Genomic DNA, 17,289 nt, shown 5'->3' with positions numbered 1-17,289 from the left:
CCTCCCCTCCGGGTTACGCTCACCGGGTGACAGTCCTCGCACGGTGTGCCCGCTCGCCCTGGCTCCGGCTCGGGGCGCTGCTCTGCGTGCTCGCGGCCGCGGCCGGCTCCCTGCTGCTCTGGAGCCCGACCGAGCTGCTGGAGGGCGGGGTCCCGGCCCCGCTCTTCCTGCTGGTCTACGCCGCGGCGACCGTCGCCTTCGTCCCCAAGCCCGCCCTCAACGCCGCCGCCGGCCTCTTCCTCGGCGCCGCCCAGGGCATCCCCGTCGCGGTCGCCGCCACCACCCTAGGCGCGCTGCTGGCCTTCGCCCTCGGCCGCACCCTCGGCCGCGACGCCGTCCGGCCCCTGCTGCGCGGCCGCGTCCTCACCGCCCTGGACCGCCACCTCAGCGACCGGGGCTTCCGCTCCGTCCTGCTGCTGCGCCTGATCCCCGGCATCCCCTTCCAGGGCGCCAACTACGCCGCCGCCTTCTCCGGCGTCCGCGCGCTCCCCTTCACCGCCGCCACCGCGCTCGGCGTCATCCCGGGCACCGCCGCCTACGTCACCGCCGGCGCCAGCGCCTCCGACCCCACCTCCCCCGCCTTCCTCGTCTCCGCCTCCGCCGTCGCCCTCCTCTGCGCGGGCAGCCTGTACTCCTTCTGGCACACCTCCCGCCGCGCCCGGGCGGACCGGGTGGCCGAACACCATGAGAGCATCACCGGATGATCTCCACCGAGGACCTCGTCGGACGCCGCCTGGTGCGCGTGACCGCCGCCTGGCAGCAACCCGAGGCAGCCGAACCGTCCCTCCTCCACATGTGGTGGCACCTGGAGGACCTCGGCCCCGTCCGCTTCGCCGCCCAGGACGGAGGCCTGACCCTGGACCTCACCCCGCCCGACCCCGTCCACACACCGGTGCAGGACGACCCGCCCGGCTTCCCCATGACCCCGTTCGTCGGCGAGCCCATCCGCTCCGTCCGCAGGGTCCGTCACCAGTACGGCGCCGAGGACTTCGCCGACGGCATCACCGTCCGCTTCCCCACCGGCTCCATCCGCGTGCTCAACCTCGCGAACGCACTCGTCCTCCAGCCGTCCCCGCTCAACGCGTGGCGTCGGACGGAAGGCCCCTGACCTTCGCCGCCGCCCCGGCCCGCGGGATCCCTTCGACCGCCGTACAGATGCCGAAGACGCGGTCGTGGCCGGTCCAGCCGTTCACCCGGCCGCGGTTGTTGCTGATCTGGACGCGCCTCCTGGTCCGGTCGAGGGCCGAGACCAGGTGCACGTAGACCGTCCCCGCGACCCGGGCCAGCACGATGTCGCCCACCTCGACCTTGGCCGGGTCGACCGGGGCCACGGTCACCAGTTGCCTGCTGCGGATCAGCGGGACCATCGAGTCGCCGCTCGGCCGGAACTCCACCACGGCCCCGGCGGCCACCCGGGCCGCCACCGCGTCCAATGCACCCATCCGGCGATCGTCCCAGCGGGAGCGTCCGCACTTCCACTCGTTTTCGCACGCCTGACCCACCGTCAAGTCCTCGTCCAGGTCCGGCAGCACCTCCCACCAGCGATATTAGGTAAGCCTAACCTTATCTGCCTATCATGCGGCCATGCAGAAGATCATCCACGCCGTGGCAACGGTCGCGGTCACCGCCGCCCTCGCCGTCACGGCCGTGCTCGCCGGCCCCGCCTCCGCCACCACCGGAACCCTGCGCGGCATCGAACTCCCGCCACTCACCGGTGACTTCGCCGTCGGACAGGACACCCTCTCCCTGGTCGACCACAGCCGCAAGGACCCTTGGGTGCCCGCCGAGGACCGGGAGTTGCTGCTCTCGCTCTACTACCCGGCACTGCCGCGCACCGGCACCCCGGCCCCCTACCTCACCACCGCCGAAGCCAAGGCCCTGCTCACCGACCGCGGCCAACTCGCCGACCACACCACCCCGGAACGCGTCGCGGCCACCCGCACCCACGCCCGCACCGACGCCCTCCCCCGCCCCACCCCCCGCCGCTACCCGCTGATCGTCCTCTCCCCCGGCTTCTCCCTCCCCCGGGCCTCCCTCACCGGCCTCGCCGAGGACCTCGCCAGCCGCGGCTACGTGGTCGCCGCCGTCGACCACGCCTACGAATCGGACGGCACGCTCTTCCCCGGTGACCGTCTGCTCACCTGCAAGGCCTGCGAACAGGTCTTCCCCAGCGGCGAGTTGAAGCGCGTCTCGGACGGCCGCGCCCGCGACCTCTCCTTCGTCCTGGACCGCGTCACCGGCCCGCACCCCGCCTGGCGGTACTCCTGGCTGATCGACAGCACCCGGATCGGCGCCGCCGGCCACTCCATCGGCGGCAACGCCGCCTCCGCCGTCATGGCCACCGACCCCCGTGTCGACGCCGGAGCCAATCTCGACGGCACCTTCTTCACCCCCGTCCCCGAGACCGGCCTCGGCGGCCGGCCCTTCCTGATGCTCTCCGGCGACCCGACCCTCCTCCCGCCGGACTTCGACGACCCGTCCTGGAACGAGACCTGGGCCCGCCTCGACGGCTGGAAGCGCTGGCTCGTCGTCACCGGCCTCGGCCACCCCGGCTTCACCGACTGGCCCGTCCTCGGCGACGCCTCCGGCTACCCCCACCCCGAGACCCCGCTCCCGGGCGCACGCTCCACCCGCATCGTGCGCAGCTACGTCGGTGCCTTCTTCGACCACCACCTGCGCGGAGCCACCACCCCCCTCCTCGACACCCCGTCCCCGACCTTCCCGGAGATCGCCTTCCACCGGCCCTGACCCGGAGAGCACCGACCTCCGGGCGGTCGCGGCAGCCCGCGTGTCCGCTCGCTTCCGGCGCATTCGCACCCGTGCCACAGTCGTCACCATGACCACGGACGAGCTACCGGCCTGGCTGGCCGACTGGTGCACGGACCGGCTGGGGAGCGATCCGGTCCGCGTGCTGTTCGCGCGGCATGCGCAATCCGCCGTGTTCGGTCTGGAGTTGGCCGACGGCCGAGACATCGTGGTGAAGGCACGGGAGGACGACGGCCGGGCCGCTTCGTGCGTCGCCGCGCAGGCTCACCTGGCACTGCGCGGGTTTCCGTGCGCGCGGCCGCTCACACCCGTGGTCCGCGTCGGCGCGATGGCTGTGCACGCCGAGGAGGCCCGGCTCGGCGGTGAACCACTGCGCGGCGACTCACCGGACATCGCCGTGCGCTACGCAGAGGTCTTCGCCCGCCTCATGGCCGAACTGGCCGACCTGCCCGAACTCCTCGCCGCACCGCCGCTGCCGAATCCGCGCTGGGCCCGTTGGGACCACACGGATCCGGGACTCTGGCCGACGATCGGCTTCCTCGACGAACGGGACCAGAGCGCCGTGCCCGCGTACGTCGTCTCGACGGCTGCCCGGGCCCGCACACGGCTGCTGGCCACCGGGCTGCCGTGCGTACCGGGCCACGTCGACTTCGAAGCGCAGAACCTCCGCTGGCGGGGAGGAGTCCTGTGGGCCGTGCACGACTGGGACAGCCTGGCATGGCAGCCGGAGGCGGCACTGGTGGGCGCCGCGAGCGGAACGTTCGCCAGCAGCTCGCCCCCGACCCTGGCTCCAATCGAGAGCTCCTCGGCGTTCCTGACGGCCTACCAGAACCAGCAGGGGCGCCGGTTCACCGCGGAGGAGCTCGAGATCGCCTGGGCGGCCAGCCTCTGGCCGGCCGCCCACAATGCCCGCTGGGAGGCCCTGCACGGCGACGCCCCGATGTCCTGCGAAGCCGTCCGCGTCCAGGCGGCCGAGCGCCTCCGCCGCGCGAACGCCTAGTCCACCGTGCTCGTTCACGGCAGCGTGCAGGGCTGCTGCCGGGCCGTGGGCCCCGGCTGCGTCGGTGTACCGACTAAGCTGCGAGAGTGACCCACCAGCCGTCCCGCCCTCTGACGGTCGAAGCCGCCCGAACCCTCCACCGCCTCCACGGCGCCGACCTCGCACCCGGCCTGAGCGAGGACGAACTGGACGCGGTGGAGGCGCGCTTCGGCTTCCGCTTCGCGGCCGACCACCGGGCCTTCCTGAGGGCCGGGCTCCCCATCGGCACGGGCTGGCCGGACTGGCGCGGCGGCGCGGACTCCGGAACGCTGCGCGACAGTCTCGACCGGCCGGTCGAGGGGCTGCTCTTCGAGGTCCGCCACAACGCCTTCTGGCACCTGACGTGGGGCGAACGGCCGGAGCGGCTCGAAGAGGCGGTGCGGATCGCGAAGGCCTTCCTGGCCGGTGTCCCCCGACTCGTGCCGGTCTTCGGGCACCGCTACCTGCCGGGCACCGCCCGGCAGTTCGGGCACCCCGTCCTGTCGGTGCACCAGAGCGACGTCATCTACTACGGGGCCGACCTCGCCGACTACCTCCGGCACGAGTTCAGCGGCCTGCCCGCCCGGCTCGACGAGGCCCGCGCCACCGTCCCGTTCTGGTCGTACCTGCTCGGGAAGACCAACGGCATCCCCGACCGAGCCGTGCTCAGGACCGCGTACGACCCCTACGCCCGAAGTGCGGAGGAAGCGCTCACGGACCTGCGCATGCTGGCCCTGGAACGCCGCCTCGGGCGTCAGGTCCGGGCCGACCAGTTGATCCGCGCCGGGCTGGCCGCGCTCGTCCTCGATGTCGACTCCCCTGCCCTGCGGTCACTCGCCGGGCTCGGGCGCTCCGAGGAGCCGGAAGCGGCGGGCCTCTTCGAGCAGGTCATGGACGAGCTCGGTCTGCTCGCGGGTCTGCCCACGGAGGAGGACGAGATCCGCTGGGAGCTCGCCCGCTGGTGGCTCACCCTGATCGTGGCGGGGGCCGTCCATCCTGCCACCGGCGCCGACCTCCTGGCCCGCGAAGCGTGGGCTCCGCTCGGCCATCCCGATGCGCTGGGCCGGATCGCCGGTGACGGCGCCGAGTACGACAACTGGATCCCGGCGTTCGAGGACTCGCTGGAGACCATCACCACCAGGATCCTCGCCGAGGCCACCCGGCTCCTCACCGGCCCCTGGCCGCCGCTCGCCTGACCCGCGTCGCGACGGAGCGCGTCGGTCTCAGCTGCGGACGGCGCGGACGTGGTCGGCCGAGAGGTGGAGTTCGTACGGGAGGCAGCAGTCGGAGCAGAGGGTCGCCACGAGGGTTCCGCAGGCGCACACCTGGTTCATCCCGCCGTCCGGGGTCGCTCCGCAACAGGCGGCGGACGCGTGCCGCAGTTCCAGGCCTCGGGCGTTGTCCGGGTTGATGACGATGTTGCCTCTCGGGCCCTGCGAGATCAGGTAGTTGCCCTCCACGTCGGATATCGATCCGCGGCGAGGCATCGCCGGCCCGGGCGCCTCGGCAACGACCAAGGGCCCGCCGTACGGCTCCGTCTCGATCGCGTAGTGGCCCGACGGCACGGTCGGCGGCGACGGACCGGGCTGGTCGGCCTCCCACCACTCGTAGTACGGCGCCTCGGGAACCTCCGGCAGCCGCGTGAGCGGCCCCGTCAGCGGGACGCCGCACGTCGCGCAGACGAACACCGCCGTGTCGGCCTCGGCGGACGCGGTGGTGTTCGAGCCGTTCACCTCGGCGTCGGCCTGCCCGTGGTCTTGCTTTTCGTGCATGGACCGACCCTATGCGGCACGCGCCCGAGCACGGCACCCGGCCCCACCACGGCAGGTCAGCGACTCGGCTCAGGTGTCGTAGCAACCGTCCCAGGGCGCGGTGAAACCCAGGCCGTCGGGGTAGAGCTCGACCCACACGCCGCGGCCCTCGCCCTCCTCCTCCCCCTCCTCGCCCGGCTCTCCGTCCTCGTCCTCCTCCACGACCAGGCCGAACAGGGCTTCCTCGAAACGGACTTCGAAGGGCGCGATCGCGATGTCCTGGTACTGCCGATCCGGAAGGGCGTCCAGCCACTCGGCGAGCAGCAGCCCTGCCGCGTCGACCGCCTTCCGCTCGCCGTCCGCCGTGGTGCCAGTGAACTGGATGCGCGAATCCAGGTGACGGCCGGCCTCGTCGAACCGGTGCAGCACGCTGTACCAGCGCTTCCGGGACTGCCAGTCGCCGTCGCTCCAGTCCTCGGGCAGGGTCGCGGTGACCGAGGCGAAGAACTGGCCGCCCCGGCATCGTCCGATGGTGCTCGTGCGGTAGTCGGGTTCGTGCCTGATCGGGATGACCTCGGGAACGCTCATGACCGGAACCATAGGCGCCACCTGGGACAACCGGCGGCGGGCGGCTGACCGGTCGGCCCGCTCATCTCCACAGAGCAAGGAAGGAGAGGGCGGCGACGCCGGCCCCGATGCCCGCAAGAGCGAGGACGAGCGGCCACCGTGCCCCTCCCTCAACGCCCTTGGGACCGACCGAAGGGACCGACGCACCGTGGACGACGTGTGACGCCACCCTCATGGAGCTCGGCTCGGCCGTCCCCCAGTCCCCCACCGCCGGGTACCCGAACGGCGGCTGCCGCGGCGGGAAGCCCTGCGGTTGCGGCCGGCCCCACGGGTTGGTCTGCGACCCCTGCCCCGTCACCACCGGGAACGGCTCCTCCAGGACGAGGTCCAGCCAGACGGTGGGCTCGGCGCTCCACCGGCCGTCCGCGCCGCGCAGCAGGAGGCCCCCGTCCCCTCGCCGGCGCCAGCGCCGCCCCTGCACGTCGGTGTACTCCGCGTGGATCTCCGCCAACTGCGCCCGCGTACCTTCCGGCATCCCCGGCACGGGGACGACGGCCTCCCCCGTCGAGGGGGTGTCGGAGGACAGGTACAGGTCCAGAGCCCGGCCACCCGGGGTGATCTCCGTGTCCCGCCAGTACAGCCGTACCTCCGTCACGGGATGCCGGCCCCGGTAGGCGGCCCGCACCGCGTTCCCGACCGGCTCGACGGTGAAGTCCCTTGCGGACATCAGGAGTTGTTGCCGCTCCCGCCGCCGCTCGGCCTGCTCCTCCTGCTCGGCCCGCTGCCTGCCGGCCAGCTCGGCGCGACGCTCGGCCTCCTCGGCACGCCGCTCAGCAGCCTCCGCCGACCGCCGGGCCCGCTCGGAGTCCTCGATCTGGCGCCGGAGCTGCTCGCCCTGCAGCTTCACCAGCGCCGCCTGGCTCCGGTATCCGGCCACGCCGATCCCGACGCCCGCCAGGGTGCTGAACGCCCCCACCACGGCGACGATCGTCTCGATCACCCTCGTCTCCCCCGTTCCGTCGGCGAACAGCTTGCCCGTCCACGGTCACGCCTGTCCGGCGAACGGCCACACCGCCCTGAGGTAGCGTCAGGGAATGACCGCCTCGACTCCCGTACGGCTCGCCACCTTCAACGTCCTGCACGGGCGGACGGTCGGCGACCGCGGCCCGGTGGCCGTCGGGGCGCTGGTGGAGGCCGTGGCCGCCCTGGACGCCGAGGTGACGGTGCTTCAGGAGCTGGACCGCTTCCAGGAACGCTCCGGCCGGGTCGACCAGGCCCGCGCCGTCGCGGAGGCGCTCGGGCCGGTGGAGTGGCGGTACGCTTCCGCCTTCCACGCCCGGGCCAGGGAGGGGCGCGGCTGGGTACGGGAGCGTTCCGAGCCGGGCCTGCGGGTGTACGGCCCGCCCGGGACCGGACACGACGGCACCGCTCCCTCGCACGGCATCGCGCTGCTGTCGCGGCTGCCTGTCCACCACTGGCGGGCAAGGCGGTTCGCGGAGCCGCCGGTCGCGGCGCTGCTCCCGTCCCCCTCCCCGCGCGGCCTCCGGGTGGTGCGGGACCATCCCCGGGTGGCGTTGGCGGCGGTCCTGGAAGGCCGGCGAGGACCGTTCACGGCGGTGGCGCTCCACCTGTCCTTCGTCCCGGGCTGGAACGTCCGCCAGCTCCTCGCCGTCCGGAAGTGGATCGCCGACCTACCCCAACCACAGGTCCTGCTCGGCGACTTGAACCTCCCGGGCACCGTCCCGACGACCGTCCTGGGCTGCGGCTGGCACCCCACCGCCCGGGCCCGGACCTTCCCCGCCCACCACCCGCGCCTCCAGCTCGACCACATCCTCACCACCGGCCCCGGCCCCCGCCAGCCGGTACGGATGGCTCGGCCGCCGATCTCCGACCACCGCCCCCTGGTGGTCGAACTCTCCCTCTAGCTCCCGGGCCGCTTACCCTCGGGAGCGAACGGGTGCCGGAAGGTGAAGCCGTCCGCCGTGACGCCGTGCTCGTGGAGGCGTTCCATCCTCGATGCCCCGTCGCCCCAGGTGGGCACCGCACCGTCGGTGGCCCACCACATGACGTGGGTCGGGTACGCCGACCTCTCGAACCAGTCGTGACGCCGGCTCAGCGCCTCGCGGTGCAGCCCGCCGTACACCGCCTCGAAGGCCGCGTCCTCATCCGTCCAGAGCGACAGCGTCGCCGCCAGCGCCGTACTCTCCGCCGTCCGCCCCTTCCGGTACCAGCCCGGCACCGCGAACTCCCCCCACACCCCCCAGTCCGCCCCGAAGAGCTCTCCCGGTCCCCCGGCCACCGGTTCGGCGTGCCCCAGGTACCCGGGCTGCCGGGTGATCTCGCGGTAGACCGACTCCCCGCTCTCGTACAGCTCACGGGTGAGTGTCCCCGGATCGGCCAACGGCAACTTCAGAACTCCGAACGTGTACAGCGCCAGCTGCGGCATGCGTCCCTCCCCGGTTCCGGGGGTCCGGGTACGGGACCCCCTTGCACGCGTGGGCGGTCACCCACGAGCGGGTGAGGCTAGTCGCCTTCCCCGATCATGTCGAAGTTGCGTTTTCGGTGCCGGGATGGCCTCCCGGACGAGTCTCAGCGGTGTTCCGGGTTCTCGAAGTCGTAGCGGCAGCCCGCGTCCCAGCCGGAGCGCTGGTTGCCGTGGGCGGGGATGCCTCCGGCGTCCTTCAGGAGGCGGGCCATGTGCAGGAGATTCCAGGTCATGAAGGTGGTGTTGCGGTTGGTGAAGTCGTTCTCCGGCCCACCCGATCCCTCGTCGAGGTAGGAGGGGCCGGGGCCGGCGGGGCCGACCCAGCCGGCGTCGGCCTGGGGCGGGATGGTGTAGCCGAGGTGCTGGAGGCTGTAGAGGACGTTCATCGCGCAGTGCTTGGCGCCGTCCTCGTTGCCGGTGATCAGACAGCCGCCGACGCGGCCGTAGTAGGCGTACTGGCCCTGGGAGTTGAGGATCGAGGAGCAGCGTAGAGCCGCTCGATGGTCTGCTTCATCACCGAGGAGTTGTCCCCGAGCCAGACCGGCCCCGCCAGGATCAGGATGTCGGCGGACATCACCTGGCTGTAGACCACCGGCCACTCGTCGGTCTCCCAGCCGTGCTCGGTCATGTCCGGCCAGACCCCGGTGGCAATGTCCAGGTCCACCGGCCGCAGCACGTCGACGGCCACGCCCTGGCGCTGCATGATGCCGGTGCTGATGTCGATCAGCCCCTGGGTGTGGCTGCGCTCCGGGGAGCGCTTGAGCGTGCAGTTGAGCACGATCGCGCGCAGGTCGGCGTAGGAGGTCCCGGGCTCGGTCATCGCGTGCTCCTTGCGGACGGGCCGGACGGACGACCGGCAGGCCCACTCCACCACGCCGTCCGCCGACTCCCTGCCCGGACACGCCGCCTGACGGGAGGTCAGGCGGGGTCCGGGGCGGGGTCGAGGATGACGTGCGGGGCGAGGGCGCGCAGGAAGTCGAGGGCGTCGAAGGCCGCCCCGGCGGAGGCGACGCCGACGGACTTGGTGCGGCCGTCGAGGACGCGGGAGAGGGCTTCGACGACGAGCGGGGCGGTGACGGCGTAGATGTCCCGGCCGTGGGCTGCGAGGCGGCGTTCGGCGCCGTTCAGGCGGACCAGGACGTCGACCACGAAGGTCTGGTCGGAGCGGCCGGCTCCGTCGGTGGCGGTCGGGGCGGGGGTGTCGGGGGACGAGATGTCGGCGACCGCGTTGGCGGTCATGTAGGTGGTCACTCGGGGATGGCCAGGTGCTGGGGGACGGTGACGACGTCCGCCATGGTGAACTCACCGATCACGGATCGGGGTCCGAACGGCTGGGGGAAGTCCCAGTCCAGGGTGGGCGGCGCGTCGGTGCGGCGCTCCCACCGGCCGCCGCTGAAGCGCAGCCGGACGGCACCGCGCCGTTCCCGGGAGACCGCGCCCGCCCGGCGGGTGCCGGCGGTGGGGTGCCAGTGGTTCAGCCCATAGGCGATGTGCGCCTCGTCGGCCTCGGTCCAGTCGCCCATGGCGGCGGTGACCAGCAGGTCGCCGAGGCCTCCGAAGAAGGCCATGGCCGGGACGACGAGCGTGCCCGCCTCACGGGCCCGGTCGGAGAAGTGTGCGAAGGTGTCGAGGTTGGCCTCCAGTTCGGCGGCCACGTCCAGGTAGGGGATCCCGGCGCGCAGCGCCGCCTCGATGACGGGGCCCGTGGTGGTGGCGAACGGGCCGGCGCAGTTGACGACGGCCACTGTTCCGGCCAGCGCCCGGTCCAGCGAGGCCGGATCGTCGGCGGAGGCGACCCGGGCCTCCAGCCCGTGCGCACCGGCCAGCTCCTCCAGCGCCTCGGCGTTGCGGCCGGACGGCACCGGGAGGTAGCCGCGCCGGAGCAGCTCCGCGACCACGAACCGACCGGTGTGTCCGTATCCGCCGAACACCGCGACCTTCTGACCCGCCGTCATGCGTACCGCCCCCGTGCTTCCGCTGCGAACTCCGGGCCGATGCGGCCCGACGTGGATCATCCTGGCGCAATCCGCACTCCTGCACGAGCCTTTCGGGCCCGAACACCCCACGGAGTGCGGGCGGGGCAGTTGACGGAGCGCCGTCGGGGGTCGGAGGTGCCGGGAGGGGCGGCTGAGAATTCGTCAGGGTGGGGCGGGGACTGGGCCGTTCGGGGTACCTGTCCGCCTGCCGTCGTGGGATCGGGCACGGGCCCGGTCAAGCTGGGTGGGGCCGCCCGTAGGGGGCGGTCGCGGAGGGGAGTCGGACGTGGGTGGGAAGTCGCCGAACGTGCAGGCGGTGCTGGCGGCACCGAGCCGGGCCGCGTTGTTCCTGGTGATGACCGTGGAGGCCGGTGGTGAGCCGGTGGTGCGGGAGTTGTTGGGGGATCTGGCGGGGCTGGTGCGGTCGGTGGGGTTCCGTCGGCCGGCGGACCGGCTGACCTGTGTGGCGGGGATCGGCTCACAGGCCTGGGACCGGCTGTTCGGCGGGCCGCGGCCGGCCGGACTGCACCCCTTCGTGCCGCTGCGCGGCGCGCGGCACACCGCCCCCTCGACCCCGGGCGATGTGGTCTTCCACGTCCGGGCGCAGCAGGCCGACCTCTGTTTCGAGCTGGGCACCCTGATCACCCGTCGGATGGCGGGTGCGGTGCGGGTGGTGGACGAGGTGCAGGGCTTCACCTACTTCGACCAGCGCGACCTGCTGGGCTTCGTCGACGGCACCGAGAACCCGGAGGGGAACCCGGCCGTGGAGGCGGTCCACGTCGGGGACGAGGACCCGGACTTCGCCGGCGGGAGCTACCTGATCGTGCAGAAGTACCTGCACGACCTGGACGGTTGGGACCGGATCGGCTCGGACGAGCAGGAACGGGTGATCGGCCGGACCAAGCTCTCCGACATCGAACTCCCCGACGGCGTGCAGGCGCCGGACTCGCACGTGGCGGTCAACCAGGTGCTGGACGAGGACGGCGAGGAGCGCCAGATCTACCGCGCCAACATGCCGTTCGGCTCGCCTGGGCGGGGTGAGTACGGGACCTACTTCGCCGGGTACTGCCGCACGCCGGAGGTCACCGAGCAGATGCTGCGGAACATGTTCCTCGGCACCGACGAGGCCTCCCACGACCGGATCCTGGACTTCTCCACCGCCGTCACCGGAAGCCTCTTCCACGTCCCGACCGCCGACTTCCTGGAGGACGGGCCGGCCGCCGACGCGGACGCGTCCACCAGCGAGCGTCAACAGCCGGAGAAGGACGGCTCGTTGGGGATCGGCAGCCTCAAGCCCGCTCCCGTCCGGGCCGATTGAACCGTCCCCCAGTGAAAGCACCGTGAACCCGTGGACAACCTGCACCGCGCACTGGCCCCGATCAGCGAGGCCGCCTGGGCCGAGATCGAGGAGGAGGCCCGCCGGACCTTCGTCCTGCACCTGGCCGGTCGCCGGGTGGTGGACCTCTCCGGCCCGGCCGGCCCGGCGCTGGCCGCGGTCGGCACCGGACACCTGACCCCGCTGCCGCCGCCCGCCGAGGGCCTGCGAGCCCGGGCCCACCAGGTGCGCCCGGTGGTGGAGTTGAGGACGCGCTTCACTCTGAGCCGGGACGCGGTGGACGACGTGGAGCGCGGGTCGAAGGACAGCGACTGGCAGCCGGTCAAGGACGCGGCCCGGACCATGGCGATGGCCGAGGACCGGGCGGTCTTCGACGGCTGGCCGGAGGCCGGGATCTCCGGGCTGCGGGCCGCCGCCGACAATCCGCCGGTGGCGCTGCCGCAGGACGTCACCGCCTACCCCGACACCGTCAGCCACGCACTCTCCACCCTGCGGCTGGCGGGCGTCGGCGGCCCGTACGCACTGCTGCTGGGCGCGGACGCGTACACCGCCGTCAACGAGACCTCCGACCACGGCTACCCGATCCGTCAGCACATCGCCCGCGCCTTGGACTGCCCGCTGATCTGGGCCCCGGCGCTGACCGGCGGGGTGCTGCTCTCCACCCGGGGCGGCGACTTCGAGCTGCACCTGGGCCAGGACCTCTCGATCGGGTACCTGCGGCACGACGCCGACACGGTGGAGCTCTACCTCCAGCAGGCGCTCACCTTCAGCCTGTACTCCCCCGAGGCCGCCGTCCCGTTGGTCTGAGCAGTCCCCGTTCGCCGGTGCGAGCTCTCGGACAAGCGCCCGGGTCGAGTGGTGCGGGTCAGTGCCGATCGAACGCCAGGTCCCGGGGCCGCACGTGCTCGCGCGGGCCCGCCGCCCGCAGGACCACGTCCAGCACCCGTGCCGGATCGGCGGCGTAGGCGTGCGAGAACCACGCCATGTTGGCCTCCACCACGGCCCAGCGGTGGCCCGGGCGGTACGGGTCGAGCAGCTGCCCGACGTCCACGACGACGGCGCTCGGCAAGGTGTGCCCGGCCTCGGCGACCAGCCGGTCGGCGAACTCCGTGATCTCCGCCGCGATCGCCCGCTCCGCGAGGCCCGTGGCGAGCGGGCGGGGATCGAGCCGGCCGAACACCGCGTACCGGCTCGCCGCAGCGATCTGACCGTCCAGCAGGAAGAGCCGGTACTCCGCGGCGAAGGTCACCACCTCGGACAGCAGGACCGGCGTCGCCGGGTCCAGGTCGGAGGGCAGCCGCGAGCCGTCGGCGTGGATGCCGGGGGGAAAGGACTTGTCACGTGGCGGCTTGACGAACGTCGGCCGGTCGAGCGCCCACACATCCGCCACGGTCGCGGTCCGGACCGACCGGCCGGTGAACTCCTCCGACAGTTCGGCGAGCCAGTCGTCCCCGGGCTCCAGGAGCGCGAACCCGAGCCGGCCCGCCAGTCCGGCACCCGCGATCGGCCCGCCGTACCAGTACGCGGGGCCCACGAGTCCGGGCTCCTCGGCGGCCCTGACCGCCATCCCACGGCCCGCCGCCTCCGCGGCCAGCAGCTCCATCGTCGACGTCCGCCGCCCGGGCATGACCAGCACCGCGGTCCCCTCTCCCTCACAGAGGCACCACGCTAGCCTCGCCCTCCCCCCACCGCAGCCGAGATTCCCCGCCACGGCGCTCACGCCCGCCGGGCCCGCTCCACCGTCCCGGGGACACCGCCCACGGCACGGGGATCACGCCGGACCCGCTCGACGGGACCACGGCGTTCGCGGTCCGTGGAGTTCGGTCTCCCTCCGCACGAAGGGCAGTCAGTTCGGTGCGGAGGCACGGCCGGAGGAGGCACGACGGCGACGGCGGAGGTCCGCCAGGGCACTGGCCATCGCCGCCGCCTCGAAGCCGAGCGCCACCAGGATGCCCACCTGGAAGGCCGAGGCCCAGGAGTGGCCGCCCGCCAGGTGGGCGAAGAAGGCGGCCCCGACGCAGGCGACGCCGATCGCGGTGCCGAGCCGCTGCGCGGTCTGCAGCACGCCGCCCGCCGTATCGGCCCGCACCACCGGGACGTCGGCCAGGGCCAGCGCCAGGTTGGGGGCGATCACCAGCCCCGAGCCGACGCCGGCCAGCAGCAGCGGCCCGGCCGTCGCCCAGCCGGCGCTGCGCCCCGGCACCAGGTGGACGGCGAGGGCGGCCAGTGCCGTGCCGGCGAGCACCAGGACCAGGCCGGCCACGATCAGGGACCGCCCGTGCCGGGTCACCAGCCGTCCGCCCACGGCCGCCGAGACGGCCGAGCCGGCCGCGAACGGGGTGACGGCGAGGCCGGCCGCCAGGGCGCTGTAGCCGAGCCCGTTCTGGAGGTAGAGGGTGAAGATGAAGAAGATCGTGGTGAAGCCCGCGAAGTAGAGCATCCCGAGCACCGCGCCCCAGACGTACGAGCCGGTGCGGAACAGCGCCAGGTCCACCAGCGGTACGCCCCCGGCCCGGGCGGTGCGCCGCTCCCAGAGGGCGAAGAGGGCCAGCAGGGCCAGGCCGAGCGGGATCAGCCACCACTTCGCGGCTCCCTTCCACTGCTGCTCCTGGATCAGCGGGAGCAGTACCGCGACCAGGCCGGTGCCGAGCAGTAGCACCCCGACCCCGTCGATCCGCCGCCCCAGGCTGCCCTGCGAGGAGCCGCAGCCGGCCCGGCCGGGGATCAGGCGCAGGGCGAGGAGGAAGGCCACGATCCCGATCGGCACGTTGACGAAGAACACCCAGCGCCAGCCGTCGGACGGGCCGGCCGCCTCGATCAGCAGGCCTCCGGCCAGCGGGCCGACGGCGGTGGCCAGGCCGACGGTGGTGCCGAAGTAGCCGAAGGCGCGGCTGCGTTCGGGGCCGGTGAACATCTCCTGGATGAGTCCCGAGATCTGAGGCCCCACCAAGCCCGAGGCCACTCCCTGGAGCAGCCGGAACACCACCAGGGCGAGGGCGGTCGGGGCCAGGCCGCAGGCGGCCGAGGCGGCGGTGAACGCGGCGAGGCCGGTCAGGAAGGCCGTCCTGCGCCCCCACATGTCGCCGAGCACGCCGGCCGGGATCAGGGTCAGTCCGAAGGTGAGCGCGTAGCCGGAGAGCACCCACGAGAGCTCGGCCGGGCCGGCGTCCAGGCCGCGGTCGATCGAGGGCAGGGCGACGTTGACGATCGAGACGTCCAGCAGGCTCATGAAGCCGACCAGCAGGCAGACGCCGAGCGCCTTCCAGCGGCGCCGGGCGGCTTCGGCCGTCAGGCCGCCCGCCGGGTGCGGCCCGGCCGCTGACGGGTGGTCACCTGGTGCGCGGAGGGGGTTCAGCGGTACTCGTCCCGGGCCCGGGCCAGGTCGTCGGCGATGGTGAAGGCGATCGCCTCGTCCAGCGACTCGTCGCGGCTGCCGTCCGCGAACTCGGCGTCGCGGTCCTGGTCGGCGTCGACCAGGTGGACGGCGGCCTCCTCGGCGCCGGCGGCCCCGGCGTCCGGGCCGACGTCGAAGCCGGTGACGTCGTCCTCGCCGCCGAGCAGGCGGCCCGCCCGGGGGGGACGGTCCGTCGGTCCAGCGGTCGTCGACCACCTCCGGGACGACGTCCGGCTCCTCCTCGGCGAGGTGCTGGTCGAGGGACTCGCCGGCCTGGGCCTCGGCGGCCGTGGTGCCGTAGGCGGTGGCGCCCTGGTAGCCGTCGGCGGGGATGACGCCGGTGTCGAGCGGGTCGTCGTCGAGGCGGTCGGTGAGCAGGCTGTCCGCCGGTTCGAGCACTCCGTCGTCCTCGGCCGGGAGGTCCTGATCGTCCCAGTCCGCCATCAGACACCTCCCTGGTGCGGTGCCGGCGCTGCGTGCCCGGTCATGCCCATGCTTCGCACCCGCGCGGCCGGGTGCAACTCAGCGTGCCCGCCCGAGGGGCCGACCGGGTGGGGCCGCCCGGAGCGCGGCGGGTGTCGTGCCGTACCAGCGGCGGACCGCCCGCCTCAGGGCCCGGGCGTCGGCGTAGCCGCTCCGGGCGGCCACCGCGTCGATGCCGAGGTCGGTGCGCCGGAGCAGCCGGACGACATCGGCCCGGCGCAGGTCCTCCACCTCGGCGGTCCAGGTGGTGCCGTGGTCGTCCAGCCGGCGTTGCAGGGTGCGGGGGCTGAGGTTGAGCCGGCGTGCGACCAGCGCCAGCGTGGGGGCGGCCTCGGTGTCGGCGGCGACGGCTCCGAGGGCGGCGTGGAAGAGGTCCAGCCAGCCGTGCACGGCCACCGCGCCCGCGATGTTCTGTTCGGCGTGCCGGCGCAGCACCGCCGAGAGTCCGGGCTGGGCGTGCGGGGTCGGGGAGTTCAGGTCCGCGGCGAGGAAGGTCATCGAGCCGACCGGTGCCTCGAACTCGATCGAGCGGGTCCCGTAGAGCTCTGCCAGCTCCCGGTGCCGACCCGGGGCGGTGGTGCTCAGCGTGACGTGCACCGGCACCAGCGCGCGGCGGGCGGCCGCGCTCAGCCGCTGTTGGAAGAGGGCGAGCGCGCCGGCCCGGACGGCGGCGGCCCCCTCGTGGGACATGTCGGCGCGGTTCACGTGGGTGAGGGTGACCTGGCTGCCGTTCTCGGTCACCTCGACGCCGTCCGTGCCGGTGTCGAGGACGGCGCCCAGGTAGCGGACCGCGTCCCGCAGGCCTTCCAAGGGGGTCGGGGCCGAGGTGATCAGGTAGTCCCAGACGCCGAGGCTCCCGACCTCGGACTCCCGGGCCAGTACCCGGGCGACCTCGGTCCAGGGGGCCCGGACGGTCATCAGCTCGGCGATCCGGATGCTGGTGGTGGTGGGCGGCCGGCAGAGGTCGTCGTGCAGGTGCTCCGGGTCCAGGCCCACCAGCCGCGCGTACCCCTCGACCGGGACGCCGAGGCGGCGCGCGCCGTCGACGTTCAGCCGGGCCAGGGCGGAGGAGGTCGTCCCCCGGGGCGCGTTCTCGATCACGAGGAGGCAGCATAGGCCCCCTTGGCACGAACGGTCCCCCGCCTGGCGTGCCGGGTCCCTCGGGGAGCGGCCTCGGGCGCCGTAGCGTGGTGGACGCCGAGGCCCCGCCCCGGGGAACCGCCTCACGGGGGTGGGCGGTTCCCCGGGGCCTGGTCCGAACCCCGCCGCACCGGCCGTGAACAGCGGATGAAGAGTCCGTCACGCCCGGATGCCGCCTGAAGGTTCGTCAATGACCCTTTCGGGCAAGATCACCTTCCCGCCCGGGCACCCCTCGCGGCCCGGCGAGCGCGCCCGCCCGTCCCAAGACGCGGGAATTGCGCCAGTGTTGGCCTGTTCGTGGCCCACTGATCGCCCCACCGCACCGTGCGGAGCCCGGAATGATCTCCGGGGCAAGGGTTCACCCGATGGTCGT

At 73.5% G+C, this 17,289-nt stretch carries 17 protein-coding genes and 2 pseudogenes; 8 read left to right on the top strand and 11 right to left on the bottom strand.

The genetic code is table 11. From position 1 onward, the window contains the following. The first annotated feature begins 26 nt into the window (after positions 1–26). Positions 27–704: a TVP38/TMEM64 family protein gene (locus tag ABD946_RS19825; RefSeq protein ID WP_345285397.1), complete on the top strand. Its 678-nt coding sequence runs from the start codon at positions 27–29 to the stop codon at positions 702–704. Further along, positions 701–1,108, top strand: coding sequence for a hypothetical protein (locus ABD946_RS19820; RefSeq protein ID WP_345285395.1), 408 nt, complete (start codon positions 701–703; stop codon positions 1,106–1,108). The genes ABD946_RS19825 and ABD946_RS19820 overlap by 4 nt, the downstream gene beginning before the upstream one ends. On the opposite strand, the gene ABD946_RS19815 is transcribed toward ABD946_RS19820, so the two are convergent. After that, positions 1,077–1,442 (bottom strand): S24 family peptidase, encoded by a 366-nt coding sequence (locus tag ABD946_RS19815; RefSeq protein ID WP_345285393.1) that lies wholly within the window; start codon positions 1,440–1,442, stop codon positions 1,077–1,079. The two genes, ABD946_RS19820 and ABD946_RS19815, sit on opposite strands and share 32 nt — an antisense overlap. A gap of 142 nt (positions 1,443–1,584) precedes the next feature. Here ABD946_RS19815 and ABD946_RS19810 point away from each other — a divergent pair, with 142 nt between their 5' ends. The 3 genes from ABD946_RS19810 to ABD946_RS19800 all read left to right on the top strand — a co-directional run bounded on the left by ABD946_RS19810 (position 1,585) and on the right by ABD946_RS19800 (position 4,980). Next, complete coding sequence (locus ABD946_RS19810; protein ID WP_345285390.1) at positions 1,585–2,748, top strand: alpha/beta hydrolase family protein; 1,164 nt, start codon at positions 1,585–1,587, stop codon at positions 2,746–2,748. 40 nt (positions 2,749–2,788) lie between these two features. Continuing rightward, a complete protein-coding gene (locus ABD946_RS19805; protein ID WP_345285388.1) occupies positions 2,789–3,766 on the top strand; it encodes an aminoglycoside phosphotransferase/kinase family protein in 978 nt (325 codons plus the stop codon). Between the two features lie 86 nt (positions 3,767–3,852). Then, positions 3,853–4,980: an SMI1/KNR4 family protein gene (locus tag ABD946_RS19800; RefSeq protein WP_345285386.1), complete on the top strand. Its 1,128-nt coding sequence runs from the start codon at positions 3,853–3,855 to the stop codon at positions 4,978–4,980. Between the two features lie 27 nt (positions 4,981–5,007). On the opposite strand, the gene ABD946_RS19795 is transcribed toward ABD946_RS19800, so the two are convergent. From ABD946_RS19795 to ABD946_RS19785, 3 genes are all read right to left on the bottom strand, one after another. After that, positions 5,008–5,556: a hypothetical protein gene (locus ABD946_RS19795; protein ID WP_345285384.1), complete on the bottom strand. Its 549-nt coding sequence runs from the start codon at positions 5,554–5,556 to the stop codon at positions 5,008–5,010. Between the two features lie 69 nt (positions 5,557–5,625). Further along, on the bottom strand, positions 5,626–6,123 hold the full coding sequence (locus tag ABD946_RS19790; protein ID WP_345285382.1) for a hypothetical protein: 498 nt from the start codon (positions 6,121–6,123) through the stop codon (positions 5,626–5,628). Positions 6,124–6,184: 61 nt separating this feature from the next. Next, a complete protein-coding gene (locus tag ABD946_RS19785) occupies positions 6,185–7,102 on the bottom strand; it encodes a hypothetical protein (RefSeq protein WP_345285380.1) in 918 nt (305 codons plus the stop codon). Positions 7,103–7,196: 94 nt separating this feature from the next. Here ABD946_RS19785 and ABD946_RS19780 point away from each other — a divergent pair, with 94 nt between their 5' ends. After that, the gene (locus ABD946_RS19780) at positions 7,197–8,027 is read left to right on the top strand and encodes an endonuclease/exonuclease/phosphatase family protein (protein WP_345285378.1); all 831 of its coding nucleotides are present in this window, start codon (positions 7,197–7,199) and stop codon (positions 8,025–8,027) included. On the opposite strand, the gene ABD946_RS19775 is transcribed toward ABD946_RS19780, so the two are convergent. The 3 genes and pseudogenes from ABD946_RS19775 to ABD946_RS19765 all read right to left on the bottom strand — a co-directional run bounded on the left by ABD946_RS19775 (position 8,024) and on the right by ABD946_RS19765 (position 10,542). Continuing rightward, positions 8,024–8,548 (bottom strand): DUF3291 domain-containing protein, encoded by a 525-nt coding sequence (locus tag ABD946_RS19775; protein WP_345285376.1) that lies wholly within the window; start codon positions 8,546–8,548, stop codon positions 8,024–8,026. The genes ABD946_RS19780 and ABD946_RS19775 overlap by 4 nt on opposite strands. Before the next feature lie 143 nt (positions 8,549–8,691). Next, positions 8,692–9,407, bottom strand: a pseudogene (locus ABD946_RS19770) (flavodoxin family protein). A 98-nt stretch (positions 9,408–9,505) separates the two neighbouring features. Further along, positions 9,506–10,542: pseudogene (locus ABD946_RS19765) on the bottom strand (saccharopine dehydrogenase family protein). 307 nt (positions 10,543–10,849) lie between these two features. Between ABD946_RS19765 and ABD946_RS19760 the strand changes: the two are divergent. Next, the gene (locus ABD946_RS19760; protein WP_345285374.1) at positions 10,850–11,881 is read left to right on the top strand and encodes a Dyp-type peroxidase; all 1,032 of its coding nucleotides are present in this window, start codon (positions 10,850–10,852) and stop codon (positions 11,879–11,881) included. A 30-nt stretch (positions 11,882–11,911) separates the two neighbouring features. Continuing rightward, a complete protein-coding gene (locus ABD946_RS19755) occupies positions 11,912–12,706 on the top strand; it encodes a family 1 encapsulin nanocompartment shell protein (protein ID WP_345285372.1) in 795 nt (264 codons plus the stop codon). 58 nt (positions 12,707–12,764) lie between these two features. Here the strand turns inward: ABD946_RS19755 and ABD946_RS19750 are convergent, their stop codons facing one another. From ABD946_RS19750 to ABD946_RS19735, 4 genes are all read right to left on the bottom strand, one after another. Then, positions 12,765–13,502 carry an ATP-grasp domain-containing protein gene (locus ABD946_RS19750; protein ID WP_345285466.1) on the bottom strand — a complete coding sequence of 246 codons (738 nt, stop codon included), beginning with the start codon at positions 13,500–13,502 and terminating at the stop codon, positions 12,765–12,767. A 243-nt stretch (positions 13,503–13,745) separates the two neighbouring features. After that, positions 13,746–15,191 (bottom strand): MFS transporter, encoded by a 1,446-nt coding sequence (locus ABD946_RS19745; protein WP_345285463.1) that lies wholly within the window; start codon positions 15,189–15,191, stop codon positions 13,746–13,748. Between the two features lie 59 nt (positions 15,192–15,250). Then, the gene (locus ABD946_RS19740) at positions 15,251–15,460 is read right to left on the bottom strand and encodes a DUF5709 domain-containing protein (RefSeq protein ID WP_345285461.1); all 210 of its coding nucleotides are present in this window, start codon (positions 15,458–15,460) and stop codon (positions 15,251–15,253) included. Between the two features lie 355 nt (positions 15,461–15,815). Beyond that, positions 15,816–16,877 (bottom strand): helix-turn-helix domain-containing protein, encoded by a 1,062-nt coding sequence (locus ABD946_RS19735; protein WP_345285370.1) that lies wholly within the window; start codon positions 16,875–16,877, stop codon positions 15,816–15,818. Positions 16,878–17,289 lie beyond the last annotated feature (412 nt).

The sequence above is a fragment of the Kitasatospora albolonga genome, from assembly GCF_039535905.1.
GTDB lineage: Bacteria > Actinomycetota > Actinomycetes > Streptomycetales > Streptomycetaceae > Kitasatospora > Kitasatospora albolonga.
Note: the sequence above shows the minus strand (reverse complement) of the source record. Positions and strands in the feature narration are given on the sequence as shown.

What these genes read in the sequence shown, in the direction of transcription:
- ABD946_RS19820 (WP_345285395.1), top strand. Translation starts at nt 701, where the DNA reads ATGATCTCCACCGAGGACCTCGTCGGACGCCGCCTGGTGCGCGTGACC.
- ABD946_RS19815 (WP_345285393.1), bottom strand. Translation starts at nt 1,442, where the DNA reads ATGGGTGCATTGGACGCGGTGGCGGCCCGGGTGGCCGCCGGGGCCGTG.
- ABD946_RS19810 (WP_345285390.1), top strand. Translation starts at nt 1,585, where the DNA reads ATGCAGAAGATCATCCACGCCGTGGCAACGGTCGCGGTCACCGCCGCC.
- ABD946_RS19795 (WP_345285384.1), bottom strand. Translation starts at nt 5,556, where the DNA reads ATGCACGAAAAGCAAGACCACGGGCAGGCCGACGCCGAGGTGAACGGC.
- ABD946_RS19790 (WP_345285382.1), bottom strand. Translation starts at nt 6,123, where the DNA reads ATGAGCGTTCCCGAGGTCATCCCGATCAGGCACGAACCCGACTACCGC.
- ABD946_RS19780 (WP_345285378.1), top strand. Translation starts at nt 7,197, where the DNA reads ATGACCGCCTCGACTCCCGTACGGCTCGCCACCTTCAACGTCCTGCAC.
- ABD946_RS19775 (WP_345285376.1), bottom strand. Translation starts at nt 8,548, where the DNA reads ATGCCGCAGCTGGCGCTGTACACGTTCGGAGTTCTGAAGTTGCCGTTG.
- ABD946_RS19750 (WP_345285466.1), bottom strand. Translation starts at nt 13,502, where the DNA reads ATGGAGCTGCTGGCCGCGGAGGCGGCGGGCCGTGGGATGGCGGTCAGG.